We start from the raw sequence: 18,482 nt of genomic DNA, 5'->3' as shown, positions 1-18,482 counted from the left end.
TTTCATTAATGTTCAACTTTAAAACGACCTTGTTACTTTCTGTTATTGCCCTCACCGCCTGCGGTGGAGGCGGCGGTGGCGGTGGCGACGACAGCGCACCGCCGGTCACCACCTCGCCGGGCGAAACCGACAACGGCAGCGGCGGCGAGAATAACGGTGGCACCACCCCAACGCTGCCCACTTCACCGGCAGCCAGCTACGCCACCGGCGGGACAATTTCCGGCTACACCTACACCACGCCGGACGGCAGTGAATACACCATGCGCCAACCGGGTCTCGTCGTGACTGGCGTATTCACCCAGATGCTGACCCGCACCGACGGCACCCAGGTTTCCGCCACGTCCTGGTGCTGCGGCACGATGAGCTACACCACCTACGGCACCTGGACGCATTTTGAAAAGGGCACGCATGACGTGTTCTACACCGGCGATGCCACGCTGGCGGCCAACGTACCGACTCAGGGCACGGCGACCTATGCCGGTAGCGGCATGCGCGAAAGCACCCGCAGCGACGCCACCTTCAACGTCGATTTCGCGGCAAAAACCATTAACGGCAACATCGCCGCCGGTGCCGATTACGGCAGTGCGGTCGCCATGCAGGGCAAAATCAGCAACGGCGGCTTTAGCGGTGACGCCCAGTCCGGCGGCGAGAACGGCACCTTTATCGGCCACTTTAACGGTCCGGCAGCCGAAGAGCTGGGTGGCATCGCGCAGTTCAACGACGCCACCAAGAACACCTCGTTTGGTGCGACGAAAAAATAATCCCTTTCCGGCCAGCCCGCCTGGCCGGTTTTCCTGTGATGGTAATTTCTATGAAAGTCCGGGCTTTAGCTGTGCTGGGATTATTGTGCCCGGTCAGCCCCCTTTTGGCCGCACCACCTGAAACCCAGTATCTTCCCGCCGCCAGTCATTTGGAGCGGCTTGCGCAGCCGACTACCACAGGCGACAGCCGCCGTACGCAGCGCATCAACAACAGCGATCTTGCGGCTCAGCCTGAATTGGCCAGAGCGATGCTGGACCAGGCCGTCCACGAAGGCCAGTGGCCGATCGTGCGCGCGATTTTACCGGTTTACGCCGCGTCCCCGCAGCCGGACGAGATACTGATTCACTTTGCCCGCGCGGGTCTGGCCCGCAGCGAGGGGCAGTACGATCGGGCGATAAAACACTACCGCGCGATACTCAGCGCCCACCCCGATTTTGCTGCGGTGCGGCTGGAACTGGCGCGGGCGATGTATGAAAACCGGCAGACCGACGCCGCGGAATATCAGTTCCGCCGGGTGCTGAGCAGCAATCCGCCGGAGAATGTTCAGCAGATTATCGCCCAGTACCTGGATCGTATTCACAAGGGCAGCCCGCTTACGGGGAGTTTCAGCCTCAGCTATCTTAACGACAGCAACGTGAATAACGCCTCGTCGGGGGACACCGTACGCATCGGCGATCGCCTGTTTATCCGCAATAAAGACAGCCTGCCGCAGCGCGGTGAGGGCGTGCAGTTCAGCGGCGCGCTGCAAAAAGACGTGGCGCTGTATAATCAGCACGGTCTGCGCTTCCTCGGCACGGTGTATGGCAAAAGCTACTGGAACAACCACCGCTTTGACGACGTCACCGGGCGCGTTTACGCTGGCTATCAGTGGCGTGATTTCCGCCAGCAGTTCGCCGTTTTACCGTTCTATGAACAGCGTTGGTACGGCACCGAAAGCTACTCCTCCGGCCCCGGCGTGCGTGCGGAATACAGCACTCTGCTCTCTCCCCGCTGGCAGATAAGCCAGGCGCTGGAGTATCAGAAACTCGGCTATGACAACGGCGACTATGCGTTCCTGCGCGGCCATAACCGGCTGTCCTCCACCACCCTTTCCCACGCGCTGAACTCGCGGGTTTCCCTGTTTGGCGGCGTGGACTTGCTGGATCAGCAGACGCTGACGCAGAGCGAGAATAACCGCCGCATCGGGCTGCGTACCGGCGCCCAGGTTGATTTGCCCTGGAAACTATCTTTCTCCGCGATGGGCGCGTTTTCCCGCCGTCAGTACGAAGCGGACAGCGATATTTTCTCCATCCGGCGCAGGGACAACGAGCAGTATTACAGCCTGGCCGTCTGGCACCGCGATCTCGACCTGTTTGGTCTTATGCCAAAGTTGAATTTCACCTACAAACGGGTAAACAGTAACATCGATTTTTACGACTACCATCAGCGCAATATCAGTATTTCGCTGGATAAAAACTTCTGACAAACCGATCGCCGCCCGGCGTTATGCGCGGCGATTAACGGCTAAGGTGGAAAAATCGATGACGACACTACGTGGTTTCAATCATCTCTGGCGTGACCGCAACGACACCTCTGCACTTAAAACGCCGCGCGTGCTGATCCGGGTTTTTGTTAAACCCGGAGAACTGGAAAGCAGCGTGGCCTTTTACGAGCATCTGCAATCAACCCGAGCGGATGGCGGATTCCCGTTCCCGGAGGCGGGCTTAAGGCTGGCGATGGTCGGCGCTTTTTTGCTGATTGAAGGCAGCGATGACGCGCTGGCTCCGTTCACTTCCACAACCGGCACGCTGCTGGTAGATGACGTTCAGCCCTGGTACGACAAACTGGTTGCTGCCGGCGCCACGATCGTTTTTCCACTTCAGGTCGTGCCGACCGGTGCAGCGTTTAATGCCGTTCATCCTGATGGCACGGTCGTAGAATACGTTCACCATCGGCCTGATGGTGAGGGTCGCTAGGGTTTATATGGTGATAAATACACGGCGATAATTGCCGTGTATTCTTAATGCAATAAACCGCTGAACACTCCCTCAACTATGCTTATGTCACTCCCTCTTCTCCGACGCAGCAAGGTGACGACCGTAAATGGACGCTTTCGACTGGCATCGATTTCTTCTTGATGATAAACCGCTTTCTTTTCTGATTGAGGTCAGCCTGCGGGTGCTGATTGCCTATGTGGTGGTGTTTGTTTTTCTCAAGGTGTCCGGGCGACGAGGTATCAAGCAGCTCTCCCTGTTCGAGCTGGTGGTGATTTTAACCCTGGGTTCGGCGTCGGGTGATGTCACTTTTTATGACGACGTGCCGGTGCTGCCGGTGCTGGTGGTTTTCCTGGTTCTGCTGCTGCTTTATCGCCTGACCACCTGGGGCATTGCCCACAGTGAAAAGCTGTCGAAGCTGATCGAGGGCGAGGTCATTACGCTGATCGTTAACGGCCTCTACGAACTGAAAAGCCTGGACGGGCTGAACATCTCCGAAGATGAATTCTTTATGGAGCTGCGCCAGAGCGGCGTTGAACATCTCGGCCAGGTGCGGCTGGCGCTGATTGAACTGGACGGGCAGCTGAGCCTGTATTATTTCGATGCTCAGGACGTGCGCCCCGGCCTCAGCGTGCTGCCGCCGGAGCATCGACCCGCGTTTACCCGGGTGCCCGATACGGGGTTATATGCTTGTACCCGCTGTGGACAAACTGGGCAAATCACCGGCGGTGAAAGCCCGCCCTGCCCCCGCTGCAAAAATGCGTTGTGGTCGGCAGCACTGGCGACCCGACGCGCGCAGTAGCAGTTAATGAGAGTTCAGTTGCTAACGTTATCGATACACGTGAACTCGAACGTGCGTGCCTTGTGGCAATCAGGAACAGAATCAAAAAAGTAGAGACAGACTGAAATCTTTCAACTATCTCAAAATCAGCGTTTTTTGCGATAGTCTGTTGTGATTAATCACCAGAACCTCGTATAACTTAGCTCAGTGCGATGGTGATACTAAATTACCAGGCCGCAGACATTTTTCTGAATCAACCATGGGAAATACGATGAAGCTACATATCTATCAGCACTGCCCTTTCTGTAACCGCGCACGTATGATTTTTGGTTTTAAAAATCAGCCCGTTGAGCTGTCGGTGATTATGGAAGGCGATGTGGAAACGCCAACCCGGATGGTGGGTAAAAAAGTAGTGCCGATCCTTGAGAAAGATGACGGAACCTATATGCCGGAGAGCATGGATATCGTGCATTACGTTGATGGTCTGCAGGGCGAACGCGTGGCGGCAGAGCCAGCGGACGAAGCGATTGTTGAGTGGAGCAAGCAGGCGTCCGGCGCGATTTATAAGCTGGCGATCCCGCGCTTTACCCGCGCTGATTTTGCCGAGCTGGCAACGGCAGAAGCCCGCGCGGCCTATACCCAGCGCGAAATCAACGCGTTCGGGAATCTGGAAGAGCTGCAGGCGCAGAGCGAGGCGTTTATTGCTGAAACGGTGGAAAAACTGACCGATATCGAACCTTATCTGCAAAACTTCAGTAAGGTATCGACCACCGAGTTTATTCTTTTCCCCGTGCTGAACAGCCTGAGCATCGTAAAAGATTTCCCGTTCAGTCCGGCCTGTTTAGCCTATCTGCAGAAGGTTTCTGCGCTGAGCAAGGTACCGTTGTTTATTGAGAAAGCGCTCTGATTCACGCTTTCGGCCCTGCACGTGCGGGCTGGCGGCTGCCTTATTTTGTTCTGCCCGCCCTCATCCGATAATAGAGAAGCGACAACAGGATCAGCGCGCAGCCCAGCATCTGCTGCAGGCTCATCATCTCTGTAAACCACAGTGCGGCGGCGACCACGGTCAGCAGCGGCTCCAGCAGCATAATCAGCGCGGCGTTGGCGGCGCTGGTCATGCTCTGCCCTTTAAGCTGTAACCAGAAGCGCAGGCTGGTGGCGATCAGCACGCTGGCGGCCAGCCACCCCCATGTGGACAGCGCAACCTGCGGCGGCCAGGTTTCCAGCAGCAGGGAGAGTACGGAAGCAATAACGCCGGTACAGATCAGCTGGAAGGACGCCAGCGGACGCACGGAAACAAAGCTGGCGTATTTGGTGTTATAGCAAAAGTAGATGGCCTGCAGGATGGCCGAGCCGAGGAAAAAGAACTGGCTGGGTTCGAATACGATATCCTTTTTCAGGGTCAGCAGCCCCAGACCTACCATCCCGACCGGCAGCGAAATCCAGAATGACGCCGACGGGCGAGCCTGCAGGATCACCCACGCCACAATCGGAACAAACAGCATCGACAGGCTCATAATAAACGCCCCCTCCCCCAGCGATCGGGTGGTGGCGACGCCGTATATCCACAGCAGCATACAGCAGGCCAGCAGCAGCCCGCTGATCAGGACCGACCGACGGTGGTGCAGAGCCTGTCTTAATTCGCTTCGTTTGCAAAAGCAGAGCAGCAGCAGGCCGGCCAGCAGGAAACGCAGGCCGAGAAACGCCATGGTCGGCATGCCGGACACCGCCTCCCTGGAACAGATCCAGCCGAATGCGGCAATCAGCGTGGTGCATACCAAAAAGATATCTGCGTGGCCCTGCCGTGACGACATGTTCAGTCCTTAAGTCGTTGAAAAGTGATGTCTGCTTTGCTGGTGTGGGACAATGCTGGCTTTCGCCCGCCCTCATGCCGGGATGAGACGTGATACCGGTAAATTGTATGGAATTTTTCTTCCGCTTTATATATCGAGCGAAAATATTAATTCACTAAAATCTAATTGAAACAGGATCTGTTGATGGATGTTAATCTGGCAGGTTTTCTCCCCGCCCTGTTGCCCGTTGCGCTGTCACCCGGAGCCAGCTTTACGCTGGCGATGAACAGCGCCCTCGCCGGTGGCCGCAGCGGCCTGGTTCGCACGCTGGTGGGCACCGCGCTGGGGATTTATACCCACGCGCTACTGATCGGGCTGGGGGTGACGGCCGTTCTGGTGGCCTCCCCCGCGATGTTTGGCGTGCTGAAAGTGGCCGGGACACTGTATCTGCTGTGGCTCGGGGTACAGCTGATCCGCAGCGGTTTAAAAGCGGACGCGAAGGATTTCAGCGGCGGTGAAGGGGCCATCACGCTAAAGAGTGCCTGGCTGGCGAACGTACTCAACCCCAAGGCCATCGTGTTTTATCTGACCGTGGTGTCGCAGTTTGCGGGGCGACAGGGCGACATAACCGATTATCTCGTTCTGGCGTCGGTGCATATCGCGGTGATGTGTTTATGGCTGATGGCTGCCAGCTATTTACTGATTTTCTCCGCCAGCAAAGCCGATCCGGTGAAGATTAAAAAAACCGTGAATATTGCCGGTGGTGCGCTGTTAATTATCTTTTCAGTTCTGGCGGCTTTTCACTGAGCGATTTCTGCTACGGCTACCGTTGCAGATGCAACTACTGCTGAGGTGCATCTGCCAGAGGTCGTGAATTTTACTGTGTCGGAATAAAAACACCGCCAGCACAACGCCAGCGGTGTTTTCTAAGCGGAACGATTAGCAAGTTACGTTCTGACCCGCAGCGCCGCTTCAATCTTATCGGCGACCCTGGTCACCACCCATGCAATCACCATATAGAACAGCACCGCAATGGCGAAGGCTTCCAGGTAGTAGAAGTTCAGTGCGGCGGTCAGTTGCGCCTGGGCGAAGATATCCACCACCTCAATGGCAAAGGCCAACGACAGCGCCTTCATAATCACCATAAACGAGTTCGCCAGGTCAGGTATCGCCGAGACGATAATCTGCGGGAACATCACCCGGCGGAACAGCTGCCAGTTGCTGTAGCCCAGCGAGTGCGCGGCATCGGACTGGCCGCTGTCGAAGGAGTTCAGCGCCCCCTTCACCACCTCGGCCTGAAACGCCGACACGCAGGCGGTCAGCGCCACGATGATGATTACCCAGTTCGGCAGGGAATGGGCGTTCACTTCCACGTTCAGCACCGAGGCAACAAAATGCAGCGCGGGCGGCAGGCCGTAGTAGGCGAGGAAAATCACCACCACCATCGGCATTCCCTTAAAGGCCACCTTATAAGCAATCACCAGCTGGCGCAGCACCGGGATGCGCCGGTATTCCACCAGCGCGAACAGGCCACCGACCAGCGTGGAGGTGATAAAAATCAGCACCGCCATCCCCAGCGTAACGGGCACGGCGTCCAGAATGCTCCAGAAATCCGGCAGCAGTACATCGATATCAAACATCATTCTCTCCCGGTCAGAGACTCGCCGTGAACTTCACCTTCGAAGCGGCCGTTTTTGAGCTGTACTTCGCGTGGCGGCCTTCAAAGAAGCGCACGATAAGCCAGGCCACCAGACACAGCAGCGAGTAGATCACCGCCAGCACCAGATAGGTGCCGAACTGATACTGGTTGTAGTCGCGTTCCATAATCAGGTGCGCCGTTGCCATAATATCGGCGGCTCCGATGTACATCACCAGCGCCACGTTGTGGATCAGGTAGATGATTGCGTTACCGTAGCCGGGCAGCGCGATATGCACCGCCTGCGGGCCGATGACGCGAAACATTTTCTGCCGGAACGAATAGCCGAGGCTGTCTGCCGCGTCGTGCTGTCCACGTTCAACGGCCAGCCAGGCCGGGCGCAGCACCTCGGACAGATAGCCGCCGTGATACAGGCTCAGCCCGATCATCGCCGCCACGTTGGCCGAGAACACGTCGCCCAGCCCAAGCAGTGATGTCACCAGCGGCAGTCCGTAAAAGGCGACGAACAGCTGCAGCACCACCGGCACGCTGCGGGCATAGGATACGTACAGGTCGGCCAGCTGGCCGACCACGGGGATCCGGTAAACCCGGAGGGTTGTGGCGATCAGCGCGAGGAAAAACCCGACGATGATGGCGACGAACATAATCCCGAGCGTCAGCGGCAGGGCCGACAGCAGCTCGGGAATCATGGAGGCGAGATCCACGTTACACTACTCCTGAATACAGGTTCAGCCGGCGTATCCGGCTGAAACCCTGGGTTAAAGCGGCGGCGTTACTTGATGTACTTGCTGACGTCTTCGCCAAACCATTTCACCGACAGCTTATCCAGCGTGCCGTCCTCCTTCAGCTCTTTCAGCGCTTTGCTGATGTCTTCGCTCAGGGCCTTGTTCTCATCGGACTTGTGGATCAGCGCATAGGTATTGTTGATGACCACCGGCTCGCTGGCCACGATGTTCAGCTTCTGGTTGTCGATAACGGTCTGCTCGCCGAGGTTTGAAGGCAGGATCAGCGCATCGTACTTGCCGTTCTGTACTTCTTTCAGGCGGTCCGGGTATGGGATCCCGGCGCTGGAGGCTTTAATATCAATCTTGTCGCCCGGGTTTTCCTGCTGCCACTGGGTGATGAACTTATACACGCCTCCGCCGGCGGTGACCGGCACGATTTTCTTGCCGACCAGCGATTTCATATCTTCGATCTTGTCGTCTTTACGGCTGTAGATCTTCATCAGGCTGGCGCCCATCGGGCTGTCGGGGATCAGGAACTGCTTGCTGCGCGCGGGCGCTTTGTAATAGCCGCCGGTCGCCATGTCGTATTTTCCGGTGACCAGCCCGGTTTCCTGAGCGATATCCGCCGCGCCTTCCATCACAAATTTGTACTGCGGCAGCTTGGCGTTAACCGCCTTCAGCACGTCCGGCTCGTAGCCCTGCGGCTCCACGCCGATTGCGCCCCAGGAGAGCGGCTTGGATTCTGCAGCGGTGGCGATTTTGATGGTGCGGACGGATTCCGCATAGCTGGCTCCGGCGGCGGTCATCGCCAGCGTGACGGCAACCGGCAGGGCCAGGCGGCGTAAAACAGTTTTGAATGCAGGCATGTCTTCGTTTCCTTTTAATTATTAGATGATGCGTTCAGCGTTAAGGAATTGCGCGAGTCGTGGCGTGGACGGGTTATCAAAGATCTCCGCCGGGCTGCCTTCTGCAGCCACCACGCCCTGATCCATAAATACAATCCGGTTAGAGATACTTTTGGCAAACTGCATTTCGTGCGTCACCAGCAGCGAGGTAATGCCGGAAGACGTCACATCTTTAATCACCTTCAGCACTTCGCCCACCAGTTCCGGGTCCAGCGATGAGGTCGGTTCATCAAACAGGATCACATCCGGGCGCACCGCCAGCGCGCGGGCGATGCCGGTACGCTGCAGCTGGCCGCCGGAAAGCTGCGACGGATAATTGTCGAGTTTGGACGACAGGCCCACGCGATCCAGCTCCTGGCGGGCGATTTCCCGCGCTTGCTCTTTCGATTTGCGCTGAACCACCATCAGCGGATCCATCACGTTTTCCAGCACCGTCATATTTTTAAAGACGTTGAACTGCTGGAACACCATGGCGGTACGCAGGCGGATAGCCTGAATTGCCGCCTTATTCGCCGAGCGATAATCCATGTGGATATCATCAAAGGTGATGCTGCCCGACGACGGCTTCGCCAGAGAGTTAATGCAGCGCAGCAGCGTGGTTTTACCGGTGCCGCTCGGGCCGATTATCGACACCACATCGCCACGATTGACCGCAAGGTTGACGCCTTTCAGGATCGGGGTGCTGCCGTAGGAGAGCGTAATATCGTTAAGTTCAAGCATGGAATTCAGTGTCCTCTCGGCTGTGCCGGGCGCAGAACGGGTTTATTTTTCCACCCCGGCATGGCCGAGGACGTGCATCAGGCGATTCGCCCAGCCAAAAATGGCGGTGGCGTGGATCAGATCGATAATTTCGCGATCGTCCATGCCCACCTCGCGCAGCGCCGCCACATCTTCCGGCGTGGCTTCCGACGGCGTGACCGACAGGCGGCGGGCGAAGCGATAGATGGCCGCATCGCGCGGACCGAGCTGGTCAGCCCGGTCGTAATACAGGGCGCTGACCAGGGCGTTATCTTTGCGCAGCTGCGCGTGGCGGCGGGCGTGTACCACGGCGCAGTATTTACAGCCGTTGACCAGCGATGCGCCCAGCGCGCCCAGTTCGCGGTCGGCGCGATCCAGGCCGCCCTCCACGTACATAATGGCGTTGAACAGCAGCGTGCGGGCCACGTAGCTTTCCGGGTCATGGGCCAGGGTGCGCACGTACTCCGACACTTTTTTGTTCGACGGCGTAACCTGCATCGCAGCAAGCTGTTCCGGGGTGGCGTCGGCCAGCTCAACCGGGGCGATCCGCGGGTGCCAGCTCAGCGGTTTCAGGGTAACGGACGGGATCATGCAGACCTCATCAGGCGCAGACCCGCAGTGACGCGCGTCTGGAAATTCACAAAGGCAATCAGTTCGGACAGCGCGACAATCTGCGGATTGTTCAGACCGGCCTGCTCCAGCCGCCGAATTGCGTCGGCGTCGGCGCGGTCCGGCGTGCGGGTAATCAGGTCGCTGTGGTGGGCCAGGGTTGCCAGCGGCTCCGCCAGCGCAGATTCACCGGCGGCCAGCGCCTGCAGGGAATCGTCTGGCTGAGTGTCTGCCAGCAGTGCATCGTATTCGGCGATCAGCGGCAGATCGTTGTTCAGCGCGGCGATGCGGCGGGCCAGCGCCAGGCGCAGCGCCGCATTCAGTCCCAGATCGTTTTCGGGCATCAGCACGGAACGGCGGCACGCCTCCGCGCCTTCAACGAACTCGGCACGAAAGCGGCGGGCGCTGAACAGCGCATCGTCAGGGGAAAGCCCGGCGGCTTTGTCTATGGCGTCAATCACAACGCATTCTCCTTTTTCAGCAACGGCGAGGCATCCACCCACTCATCGCCCTGCAGTTCTGGGTTATCGTAAGCCTGTAAACTGGCGTAATGGCGGGCGACGTCTTCGGCAAACAGCGAGGCGGTAATGCCGCGAACCAGGCGCTCGGCTCCGGCGCTGACCGCCGGGATATCACCGGATACCTTGCCGTGCGTCAGCATGGCGGCATCGTTAAAGCAGTAGATATGGGCCAGCTGCGGGCAGGTTCCGGCGACTTTCTCGCGGAATTCGAAATCAGGCCCGAGGTCCGGCGCTTCCAGCATGCTGGCGCGTGGAGTTCCCATTGCCGGGCGGTAGCGCCCGTCGGACCAGCTGCGGATATAGGGCGCAACGGCGGCAAATTCGGGCCGGCCGTTAAAATCGTTGGCAAAGCCGGTGGCGGCGATGAGGAAATCGTAATGCTTCTCGCCCTGGGTGGTGGTAATCGCCAGGCCGTTGCCCGCTTCCCGCACCGCCACGATGCCGCAGTTCAGATAGAAGTGCGCCTGCGGATGGCGGGAAACGCGCAGCGTGGATGAGCGCGGCGGCGGCGTCTGTGAAGCGGAGGTGTAGTCAACAAACTTCCACTTCCACTCGTCCGCCAGGCGGTGCATACCGTGAACCACGCCCTGGCTGCCGATGCCGGTCATTTTATTGATGCGCGGCATTTCAGGGCGGCGGATCAGCATATCCACACTGGCGGCACCCGCCTCCAGCGCCGTCGCGGCGTTATCCATTGAGGATGCGCCCGCGCCGATCACCGCCACGTTTTTACCGCCCAGCGCCGTGAAGTCGATATCGTCAGCGGAGTGCGCCCAGAAGCGGCGATCGACGCCCTGCAGGAAGTCGGGAACGGCCGCGCCGCCCAGACCGGAGCGGCCGGTCGCCAGCACCAGCCGGCGGGTGTAGACCCGGCCGCTTTCCGCACCGGTAAGATCCAGCGCAATCAGGTCGTCAACCGGGGTAATGGTGGTAATGCGAACGTTGTTGCGCACCGGCAGGTCAAGCACCTGGCGATACCACACCAGATAATCCATCCACTGACTTTTCGGGATTTTATCCAGTTCCTGCCAGGCTTCTGCGCCCCACTGGGCGGTAAACCAGGCGCGGAAAGTCAGCTGTGGCAGCCCCAGTGCCGGGCCGTGCAGAGTTTTCGGTGAACGCAGGGTTTCCATGCGGGCGAAGGTGATCCACGGCCCTTCCTGCCCGGCCGGAGCGGCATCATAGGCCACCACGTTGCTGATGCCGGTGAACAGCAGTTTCGCCGTGGACGCCAGGCCGCACATACCGGCCCCGATCACCACCACGTCGCGCACGGCTTCACCGTGAAGGCGTTGCGGCGGAACCCAGGATTTTGCCGGAAGCTCAAGCAGTTCAAGATCGGATTGAAGCCGCTCTTCCAGAGCCTGCAGGCCGATTGCCGTTGCTGATGCAGCAGAATGCGTCATGGTTATTTTCCTGAATGCTGTCTCCCCCGGGCGGTGGGCAGCCTGCCTGCAAAAGCCCGGAGAGCGGCACTTCTATTATTCAAATAAAGCATGATTAAGCGCTAATAATCAGATATTCACATAATCATGCGTAATCGCTGGATAATCCTCCGCACCATGATTTGTGTCAAGAAAGTGCTTGCATTTCGAACGACGGATTTCTTATATCTTATGCCGAAAATGATATATAGGCCGGAAGGAAGGGAGTGAGGAACGGCCCAATTCAATCAAGTTTGAGCCGTCTGACGATCAGCTGTCCTGATTGATCAGCCGCATCACGCGCGGGTGCTCAGCGGCGGGCAGCTGCTGAAAAGCGGGCAGCAGCGTGGCGGCAGCCGTAGCCAGCGCGGTGACCAGCGACTGTGCGGCGCTGGGAAGCGGCCGCCCCTGCGGGGTGATCACCCCGAAAAAATAGGGAATTTCCTCCTCCAGCGGGCGGATGACAACACCCTCCAGCGGCATCCCCCAGGCGGTCACCGGCTCCAGAATGGCCACCCCCAGCCCGGCGCGCACGCAGGCCAGGATGTTGGCAGAGGAGTTGGTTTCAATGGTTTCGTGCAGCGGCGTCTTCAGTTTTTTGAGCGCTTTTTCAAAGCGGCCGCGCAGGCGCAGCGGGTTCCATGGCGCAATCAGCCGCCGCCCGGCCAGATCGCCAAGCGTGACCTGTTGCTGCGCCGCCAGCGGGTCGTCCTGCGGCAGCGCCACCGCGCAGCGCGACTGACCGATCCAGTGCAGTTCCACCGCGTGGTGCTCCAGCGGCAGGCTGCACAGCGCAATATCCGCTTCGCCGGAGATCACCGCGTGCGCCGTGTGCTCGGCGGATTCACTGATAATCTGCACCTTGTTTTGCAGGCTCAGCGAAGCCAGCGCCAGCGGCAGCAGCCCCGCAGCCAGCGCGGGCGTGGCGGCGATATGCAGCGGGCGATGCTGCTGGCTGCCGATTTCCTGCGCCCGCAGGCGGATCTGCTGAAGTGACAGCAGCGCTTTTTGCACGTACTGATGCAGCTGTAGCGCTTCCGAGGTGGGATGGATGCGCGGCCCGTTGCGGATAAACAGCGGATAGCCCAGCGACTGCTCCAGATCCTGAATCAGCCGTGAAACAGCGGGCTGTGAGCGCTCCAGCGCTTTCGCCGCCGCCGTCACGCTTCCGGCGGAAATCACCGCGGCGAAGGCTTCCAGCTGCTTTAAATCCAAATCCTGCAGTGGCGTCACGGCTTCACTCCTGTGCCAGAATGGCTTCGGCCAGCAGCGTATCAATCACCAGCGTGTTGGCAAAGCCGCCCTTCAGCGCGGCAACGATGGCGGTGAGCTTATCCAGCCCCGAGGCCACCAGCAGGCCGTTCATCTGGCGCAGGGTATCCAGCTCAATGCCGATCACGCGATCGTCCACCTCGCCGAGCAGCGGCTGCCCTGCGCTGTCGATAAAGCGGCCGGCAATAATCCCCGCCGCGCCGTGGGCAACGTAGCGTTCAACTTCTTTTTCGGTAACGATTTTAAACTGGGTGACGTGGCCGTCCGGGGTGCAGGGGCTGACGGTGAAAATGGCTTTATTACAGCGGGTCAGATGCTCAAGCTGCCCGGCGATAATCGGCTCTTCGCGCAGCAGGCGGGCCAGCTCGTTGTTGCTGCACACGGCCGGCGCATTCAGGGTGACGCATAACGCACTGAGCCGGTGAGCGATTTCAATCGAGCAGCGTTCGGCGGTGGGCAGCAGCGGGTTGGACATCGCCCCGATCAGCTGCCGTACCGTCAGATTTTCAATCGGCCAGTACGGCACCTTGTCCGAGATCAGGCTCAGCGTGGAACCCCAACTTACGCCGAGCTGATCGCCAGGCTCAAGGAAATCAAGCAGGACGTGTGCAGCCGCTTCGCAGACTTCGTTAAACCGGCTTTCGTCCGACAGGCCGTCAGCGGGGATCACAAAGGCATCGTCCAGAGAGAAACGTTCCGCAAGACGGTCGGCAAGATCGTTGGTGCGGAAGTGTTCCCCGCTTAACCGTACCGAGACAATCTCCCGCGTTTTGGCCAGCCTGAGGTAGTTAATCACCGTCAGGCGGGACAGCTTCATGCGGGTGGCGATTTCGCTTTGCGTCAGGTTTTTCACGTAATAGAGCCATGCCGCTTCGGCAATGATCCTGTCTGACGGCGACGTACTCTTGGGCTGCGTCTTGATATCCTTGCTCCTGGTTAGGTTAAATCTGACCGGAGCACATCTTCCGTTATCTCGCTATCGGTTTCAAGATGACGATCGGCACGCAGGCCTAATCGTTGTAAATCCGCATGATAGCCGCGCACGGCTTCCAGCGAGGTGGCTTCGCGATCCACCACCCGGCGCATCCAGTTCACCATAGTCGGCTGATGCTCCGCGCCGTTGATCTTGCGGCCAAACAGCGCCAGCCTGCCGCCGCGCCGTTCGGCCTGCGCCAGCAGCTCAAAGGTATCGCGATGCGTCCCCTGCCCGCCGCCGAGTACGCCCACCACCACCGACGGATCGTGGCTGACCAGCTCTTCCAGCGCCTGCGGGCCGTTATAGGCTACTTTAAGAAACTCCGGGCGCTCTGCACGGGTCAGCGAGGCCAGCGTGCGGATAATGCAGTCGTTAATAAACGCCGGAGTCTCCTGCGCGCTGAGGCCGGTGTCCACGTTCGGATTAAACACCTCCAGGAAGTGCATAATTCCGTGCGAGCGGGCGTCAGCGCGGAAGCGTGCGTAGGCTTCCAGCGAGGCGGCATCGTGTCGTGCATCATTGATCCACGTCAGCGAGTACAGGCAAATCGGCGCGCTGGCAAACTCCAGCGCCGCGCCGCGATACGGCAGCGGCGCAAACTCGCGGTAGCGGCCGCCGCGCAGCCCGACCCAGGCATCCGTGGCTTCATTGCCGCGAAACGCCGCCAGCATCCGGCTGCCCTCGAAAGCGCCCTCTTCCTTCAGCTGCTCCATGGTGGCGGTAGAGGTCAGCATAATATCCAGCGTATCCTGGCGGATCAGATCGCGGATCTGCCGGTGGAATTCCGGCCGGGTGCGTAACCCCACAGCGGCACCGCTGCCGTCGCGGCGGTAGCCCATTGCGGTGACGCCTGCGGCCAGATCGCCGTCTTTGGCATCGGCCAGCATAAAGTCTCCGGGGCGGTATTCACCGCGGCGGATACGATCGATCTTTTCAGCAAATCGTGTGGTTTCAAACGGTAGTAACGAACTCATTTTATTCCCTTCTCAGTAATCGGTAGGTTGAACGTCCAGCAGCGCTTTGATTCCCTGGTCGAGGCGCGTGAATTCCCGGTAGCGGGCCTGCAGTACCGCCACGTTTTCGGCAACGGGGTCATGGCGGCGCAGAATGCGGCTCATGGCAGCGGTGGCCTGCTCCAGCGAGGTATAAATCCCGCCCGCCACGGCGGCGCAGATCGCCGCACCCAGCGCGCCGACCTCCGGCGTATCCACCACCTCAACCGGGCGGTTGCAGGTATCGGCAAAGATCTGCGCCCACAGCGGTGAACGCGCCGCGCCGCCGGTCAGACGGATGGCTTCCGGCCAGGCTCCGCCAGTGTGAACCAGCAGCGCTTCGGCGTGGCGACGGTGCTCAAACGCCACGCCTTCGCAGATAGCGCGGATCATTGAAGCCTCGTTGTCCGTGGCGCGCAGGCGCATAAAGCTGCCCTGATAGGGATCGGGGCCGTGGATATACGGCATAAAGAAGCAGCGCTGGCTGTCGACCGGGCAGCCAGCCGCGATGTTCATCGCCTCGTCCACGCTGACCCGGTTGCCCAGCGCGTGTTTGAGGTACCAGCCCAGATTGGCGGCCGATGACGGGCTGCCTTCGGCAACCAGCCGGGCCGCGCCGTCGCGGTAGAGCATATTCAGCAGCGGATAGTTCTCGCTTATCGGGCGCGGAACTTCGATGGCGTTAATCGCCCAGGTGCCGGCAATAAACACCATGCGATCCGGCGACGTGACGCCCGCGCCCAGCGCGCAGGAGGCCACATCCATCATGCTGCCGGCGACCGGGATGCCCTCGCGCAGCCCGGTCAGTTGGGCAATCTCTGCGCTGATGCGCCCGCCGATGGCGGAACTGTTGACGATCGGCGGCAGCTTCTCCGTCAGCGGGCGATGGCCCAGCAGATCGAAGGCCTCAGCCGAATAGTCCTGGCGGCTCAGGTTCATCAGCCCGCCGCCGCTGGCGTCGGACGGATCGGTCAGCGCCTCCTGAGTCAGACAAAAGCGGATGAAATCCTTGCAGGCCAGCCCCCAGCGGGTTTTCGCCATCACCGCCGGCTCATTTTCCGCCAGCCCGGCCAGCTGGATCAGCGTCTGACCGCCCCAGGGACGGTGGCCGTTTTCATCGCTCAGCGCCCGGTCCTGTCCGGCGGCAACAGTGCGATCGGCGATCGGCTGGGCGCGATGATCCACCGAGACGATGCCCGGACGGGTGGGCTGCCCGTGCTCGTCAACGAGGAAAATGCCGTTGCCGAAGCCGGTACAGCCAACGGCCACCACCCGTGCGGCGGTGTCGCCCTCCAGCACGTCGCGAATGGCGGTCAGCGTGGCCTGCCAGAAGGCGTTACCGTCGCGCTCTACCCGGCCATCCGGGTAGTGTTCGGTGGTGACTTCGGCGTTGCGATGGCTGACCAGACGTCCCGCGCTGTCAAACAGCGCGACTTTAACGGCGGTGCCACCGGCATCGATGGCGAGAACGAGAGGTAAGTAGGATGCAGACATAATTATTATTTTCCATTCCAGAGAATGCGGGGATCGGCGGCGCAGCCCTGTGACTGCGTTTGTGCCCATAAGTCATCGTAGCCCAGCGTGTCGGCCATAATGTCAGCGATGTTGTCGAGCGTGCAGGTTGAAAGTCGGCCGGTCATCACGATGTTGGTCCGGCGCAGGATCATATCCTCCAGATTAAGGGTCATACGGTTGCGGGTCAGCCAGATAATTTCACGGCGCGAGTAGCCCGGTGCATCGGCAACCGGCGTGTCCTCTTCCTGGCCGCAGAAGGCTGCGACCTGACGGGCCACGGTGCCATAGCGGGTATAAAGTTCTTTCACTCTCTGCGTGGACAGCCCGCTGTCCTGCGCCAGCTGCACCACATCCAGCGTACCCGCACCCGGATAGGCGCGATCGGCGGTGCTGGCCGTTCGCTGCCGCCCCAGCAGGCCGAGCACGCTGTCGGCGGCCATTTCGGCAAACGAGCGGAAGGTGGTCCACTTCCCGCCGACCAGCGAGATCACCGGCGTGCTGCCCGCGCGGTCCTCGAACAGGGCGTGATCGCGGGCGGCCTGCGTCGCGCTGCCGTTTCCCGCCTGCAGCGGACGGATGCCGCTGGTGACCGCGACAATGTGTTCCCGGGTCAGGGTAATGTCGTCAAACAGGTGATTCAGCGACGACAGCAGATAGTGAATTTCATCATCCACCACGCGGCGATCCTGCGGATCGTCGGTTTCCACCTCGGTGGTGCCAATCAGCGTCACGTCCTGCACCGGCATACAGACCACCATCCGTCCGCGCCCGTCGTCAAAATAGAACGATCGCCCGGCCATGCGGCCGTGAAGCTGAGGATGGCGCAGCACCAGATGCGCACCCTTCACGCCCCTGACGCGGGTTGCGTCGATGCCCAGCTGCGAATTGACCCGGTCAATGGCCGAACCGGCGGCATTGATAATCACTCTGGGACGCAGTTCTGCCGTCTCGCCGCTCAGCGGGTCGGTGACAACAAACTGTCCCTCCTGTGCGTAGTGCCAGCGGAGGTGGTTCACGGCGGTGACGCCATCGATGCGGCTGGCGGCCTCCAGCATTTCAAACACCAGCGCCTCGGGGCCGGTGATCTGCCCGTCGTAATAGCTGATCACCGAACGTACGGCTTTGGGCAGGCCGGGCGGGAAGTTTTTACTGCCGATGACGACTTTATGATGCGGCAGCGCGCGACGGATCGCGCCAAAACGTTCGTAGGCCAGCAGGCCGCTTTTCAGGGCGATGAAGCTGAGCGGTCCCGGGCTGCGGGAGAAGCCGAAAAAGCGCAGCGCCGTACTGGGCAGGCCTTTCACCCAGTGGCGCACTGGCACCACCACCTCCAGCGGTTTGACCAGATGCGCCGCATCATGCAGCAGCATATTGCGCTCCCGCGCCGACTCACGCACCAGGTCGAACTCGCGGTTCTCCAGATAGCGCAGCCCGCCGTGGGCCATGCGGCTTGACGCACTGCTGGCCCCGGCGCAGAAATCACCGCTGTCGATCAGCGTTGCCGAAACCCCGTTGAGGGAGAGATCCCGCAACAGCCCCACTCCATTTACACCTCCGCCAATCACCAGCACATCCGGTACCGGGTTCGCTTTTAGCTTCTCCCAGGCCTCCTGACGGCCAGTGTGCGATGGGATCCTACTTTCCGAACTCAACATGCGATCTGCCTCACGAAACTTCGATTATTAAACACGGTCTTCGCATTACATATGTCAATATTGATAGACTAATGTCAATATCAATGTAACAGTAATGTGAAGAAAAAACACCTGCCTGCGGGATTTCACCATCCGACTGCTGCAGGTTTTTTTTCTTCTTACCTACTGAAAAACAATGAAAACC

The 18,482-nt window shown here is 59.8% G+C and carries 19 protein-coding genes; 6 read left to right on the top strand and 13 right to left on the bottom strand.

What is annotated here, in order from left to right:
- The first annotated feature begins 8 nt into the window (after positions 1–8).
- The 5 genes from PGH32_RS22270 (at position 9) to grxB (ending at position 4,423) form a co-directional block, all read left to right on the top strand.
- A complete protein-coding gene (locus PGH32_RS22270; RefSeq protein ID WP_337895181.1) occupies positions 9–761 on the top strand; it encodes a Slam-dependent surface lipoprotein in 753 nt (250 codons plus the stop codon).
- 104 nt (positions 762–865) lie between these two features.
- Positions 866–2,224 carry a porin family protein gene (locus PGH32_RS22265; RefSeq protein WP_337895180.1) on the top strand — a complete coding sequence of 453 codons (1,359 nt, stop codon included), beginning with the start codon at positions 866–868 and terminating at the stop codon, positions 2,222–2,224.
- 58 nt (positions 2,225–2,282) lie between these two features.
- Positions 2,283–2,717, top strand: a complete 435-nt coding sequence (locus PGH32_RS22260; protein ID WP_337895179.1) for a VOC family protein — start codon at positions 2,283–2,285, stop codon at positions 2,715–2,717.
- A gap of 127 nt (positions 2,718–2,844) precedes the next feature.
- Entirely contained in the window at positions 2,845–3,537 is a 693-nt protein-coding gene (locus PGH32_RS22255; protein ID WP_337895178.1) for a DUF421 domain-containing protein, read from the top strand.
- 250 nt (positions 3,538–3,787) lie between these two features.
- Positions 3,788–4,423 (top strand): glutaredoxin 2, encoded by a 636-nt coding sequence (gene grxB, locus PGH32_RS22250; protein ID WP_337895177.1) that lies wholly within the window; start codon positions 3,788–3,790, stop codon positions 4,421–4,423.
- Positions 4,424–4,463: 40 nt separating this feature from the next.
- Here the strand turns inward: grxB and PGH32_RS22245 are convergent, their stop codons facing one another.
- Positions 4,464–5,330, bottom strand: a complete 867-nt coding sequence (locus tag PGH32_RS22245) for a DMT family transporter (protein ID WP_337895176.1) — start codon at positions 5,328–5,330, stop codon at positions 4,464–4,466.
- 183 nt (positions 5,331–5,513) lie between these two features.
- Here PGH32_RS22245 and PGH32_RS22240 point away from each other — a divergent pair, with 183 nt between their 5' ends.
- Entirely contained in the window at positions 5,514–6,116 is a 603-nt protein-coding gene (locus PGH32_RS22240) for a LysE family translocator (protein WP_337895175.1), read from the top strand.
- Between the two features lie 140 nt (positions 6,117–6,256).
- Here PGH32_RS22240 and PGH32_RS22235 read toward each other — a convergent pair whose 3' ends face one another.
- The 12 genes from PGH32_RS22235 to PGH32_RS22180 form a co-directional block, all read right to left on the bottom strand.
- Positions 6,257–6,949, bottom strand: a complete 693-nt coding sequence (locus PGH32_RS22235; RefSeq protein ID WP_337895174.1) for an amino acid ABC transporter permease — start codon at positions 6,947–6,949, stop codon at positions 6,257–6,259.
- A gap of 13 nt (positions 6,950–6,962) precedes the next feature.
- The gene (locus tag PGH32_RS22230) at positions 6,963–7,655 is read right to left on the bottom strand and encodes an amino acid ABC transporter permease (RefSeq protein WP_337895306.1); all 693 of its coding nucleotides are present in this window, start codon (positions 7,653–7,655) and stop codon (positions 6,963–6,965) included.
- 83 nt (positions 7,656–7,738) lie between these two features.
- Entirely contained in the window at positions 7,739–8,557 is an 819-nt protein-coding gene (locus tag PGH32_RS22225; RefSeq protein ID WP_337895173.1) for a transporter substrate-binding domain-containing protein, read from the bottom strand.
- 21 nt (positions 8,558–8,578) lie between these two features.
- On the bottom strand, positions 8,579–9,316 hold the full coding sequence (locus PGH32_RS22220; protein WP_314419020.1) for an amino acid ABC transporter ATP-binding protein: 738 nt from the start codon (positions 9,314–9,316) through the stop codon (positions 8,579–8,581).
- 42 nt (positions 9,317–9,358) lie between these two features.
- On the bottom strand, positions 9,359–9,925 hold the full coding sequence (locus PGH32_RS22215; protein WP_337895172.1) for a peroxidase-related enzyme: 567 nt from the start codon (positions 9,923–9,925) through the stop codon (positions 9,359–9,361).
- Positions 9,922–10,404 carry a hypothetical protein gene (locus PGH32_RS22210; protein WP_337895171.1) on the bottom strand — a complete coding sequence of 161 codons (483 nt, stop codon included), beginning with the start codon at positions 10,402–10,404 and terminating at the stop codon, positions 9,922–9,924. Before PGH32_RS22210 ends, PGH32_RS22215 begins: the two co-directional genes overlap by 4 nt.
- Entirely contained in the window at positions 10,401–11,870 is a 1,470-nt protein-coding gene (locus tag PGH32_RS22205; RefSeq protein ID WP_337895170.1) for an NAD(P)/FAD-dependent oxidoreductase, read from the bottom strand. The genes PGH32_RS22210 and PGH32_RS22205 overlap by 4 nt, the downstream gene beginning before the upstream one ends.
- A gap of 288 nt (positions 11,871–12,158) precedes the next feature.
- A complete protein-coding gene (locus PGH32_RS22200; protein ID WP_314419013.1) occupies positions 12,159–13,121 on the bottom strand; it encodes a LysR family transcriptional regulator in 963 nt (320 codons plus the stop codon).
- 4 nt (positions 13,122–13,125) lie between these two features.
- Complete coding sequence (locus PGH32_RS22195; RefSeq protein ID WP_314419011.1) at positions 13,126–14,013, bottom strand: sugar-binding transcriptional regulator; 888 nt, start codon at positions 14,011–14,013, stop codon at positions 13,126–13,128.
- A gap of 83 nt (positions 14,014–14,096) precedes the next feature.
- On the bottom strand, positions 14,097–15,110 hold the full coding sequence (locus PGH32_RS22190) for a hypothetical protein (RefSeq protein ID WP_314419009.1): 1,014 nt from the start codon (positions 15,108–15,110) through the stop codon (positions 14,097–14,099).
- Positions 15,111–15,122: 12 nt separating this feature from the next.
- Positions 15,123–16,622, bottom strand: a complete 1,500-nt coding sequence (locus tag PGH32_RS22185) for an FGGY-family carbohydrate kinase (RefSeq protein ID WP_314419008.1) — start codon at positions 16,620–16,622, stop codon at positions 15,123–15,125.
- A 5-nt stretch (positions 16,623–16,627) separates the two neighbouring features.
- A complete protein-coding gene (locus PGH32_RS22180) occupies positions 16,628–18,298 on the bottom strand; it encodes a glycerol-3-phosphate dehydrogenase/oxidase (protein ID WP_314419007.1) in 1,671 nt (556 codons plus the stop codon).
- Positions 18,299–18,482 lie beyond the last annotated feature (184 nt).

It is taken from the genome of Erwinia sp. SLM-02 (assembly GCF_037450285.1).
In the GTDB taxonomy this organism is placed as follows: Bacteria; Pseudomonadota; Gammaproteobacteria; order Enterobacterales; family Enterobacteriaceae; genus Erwinia.
Note: the sequence above shows the minus strand (reverse complement) of the source record. Positions and strands in the feature narration are given on the sequence as shown.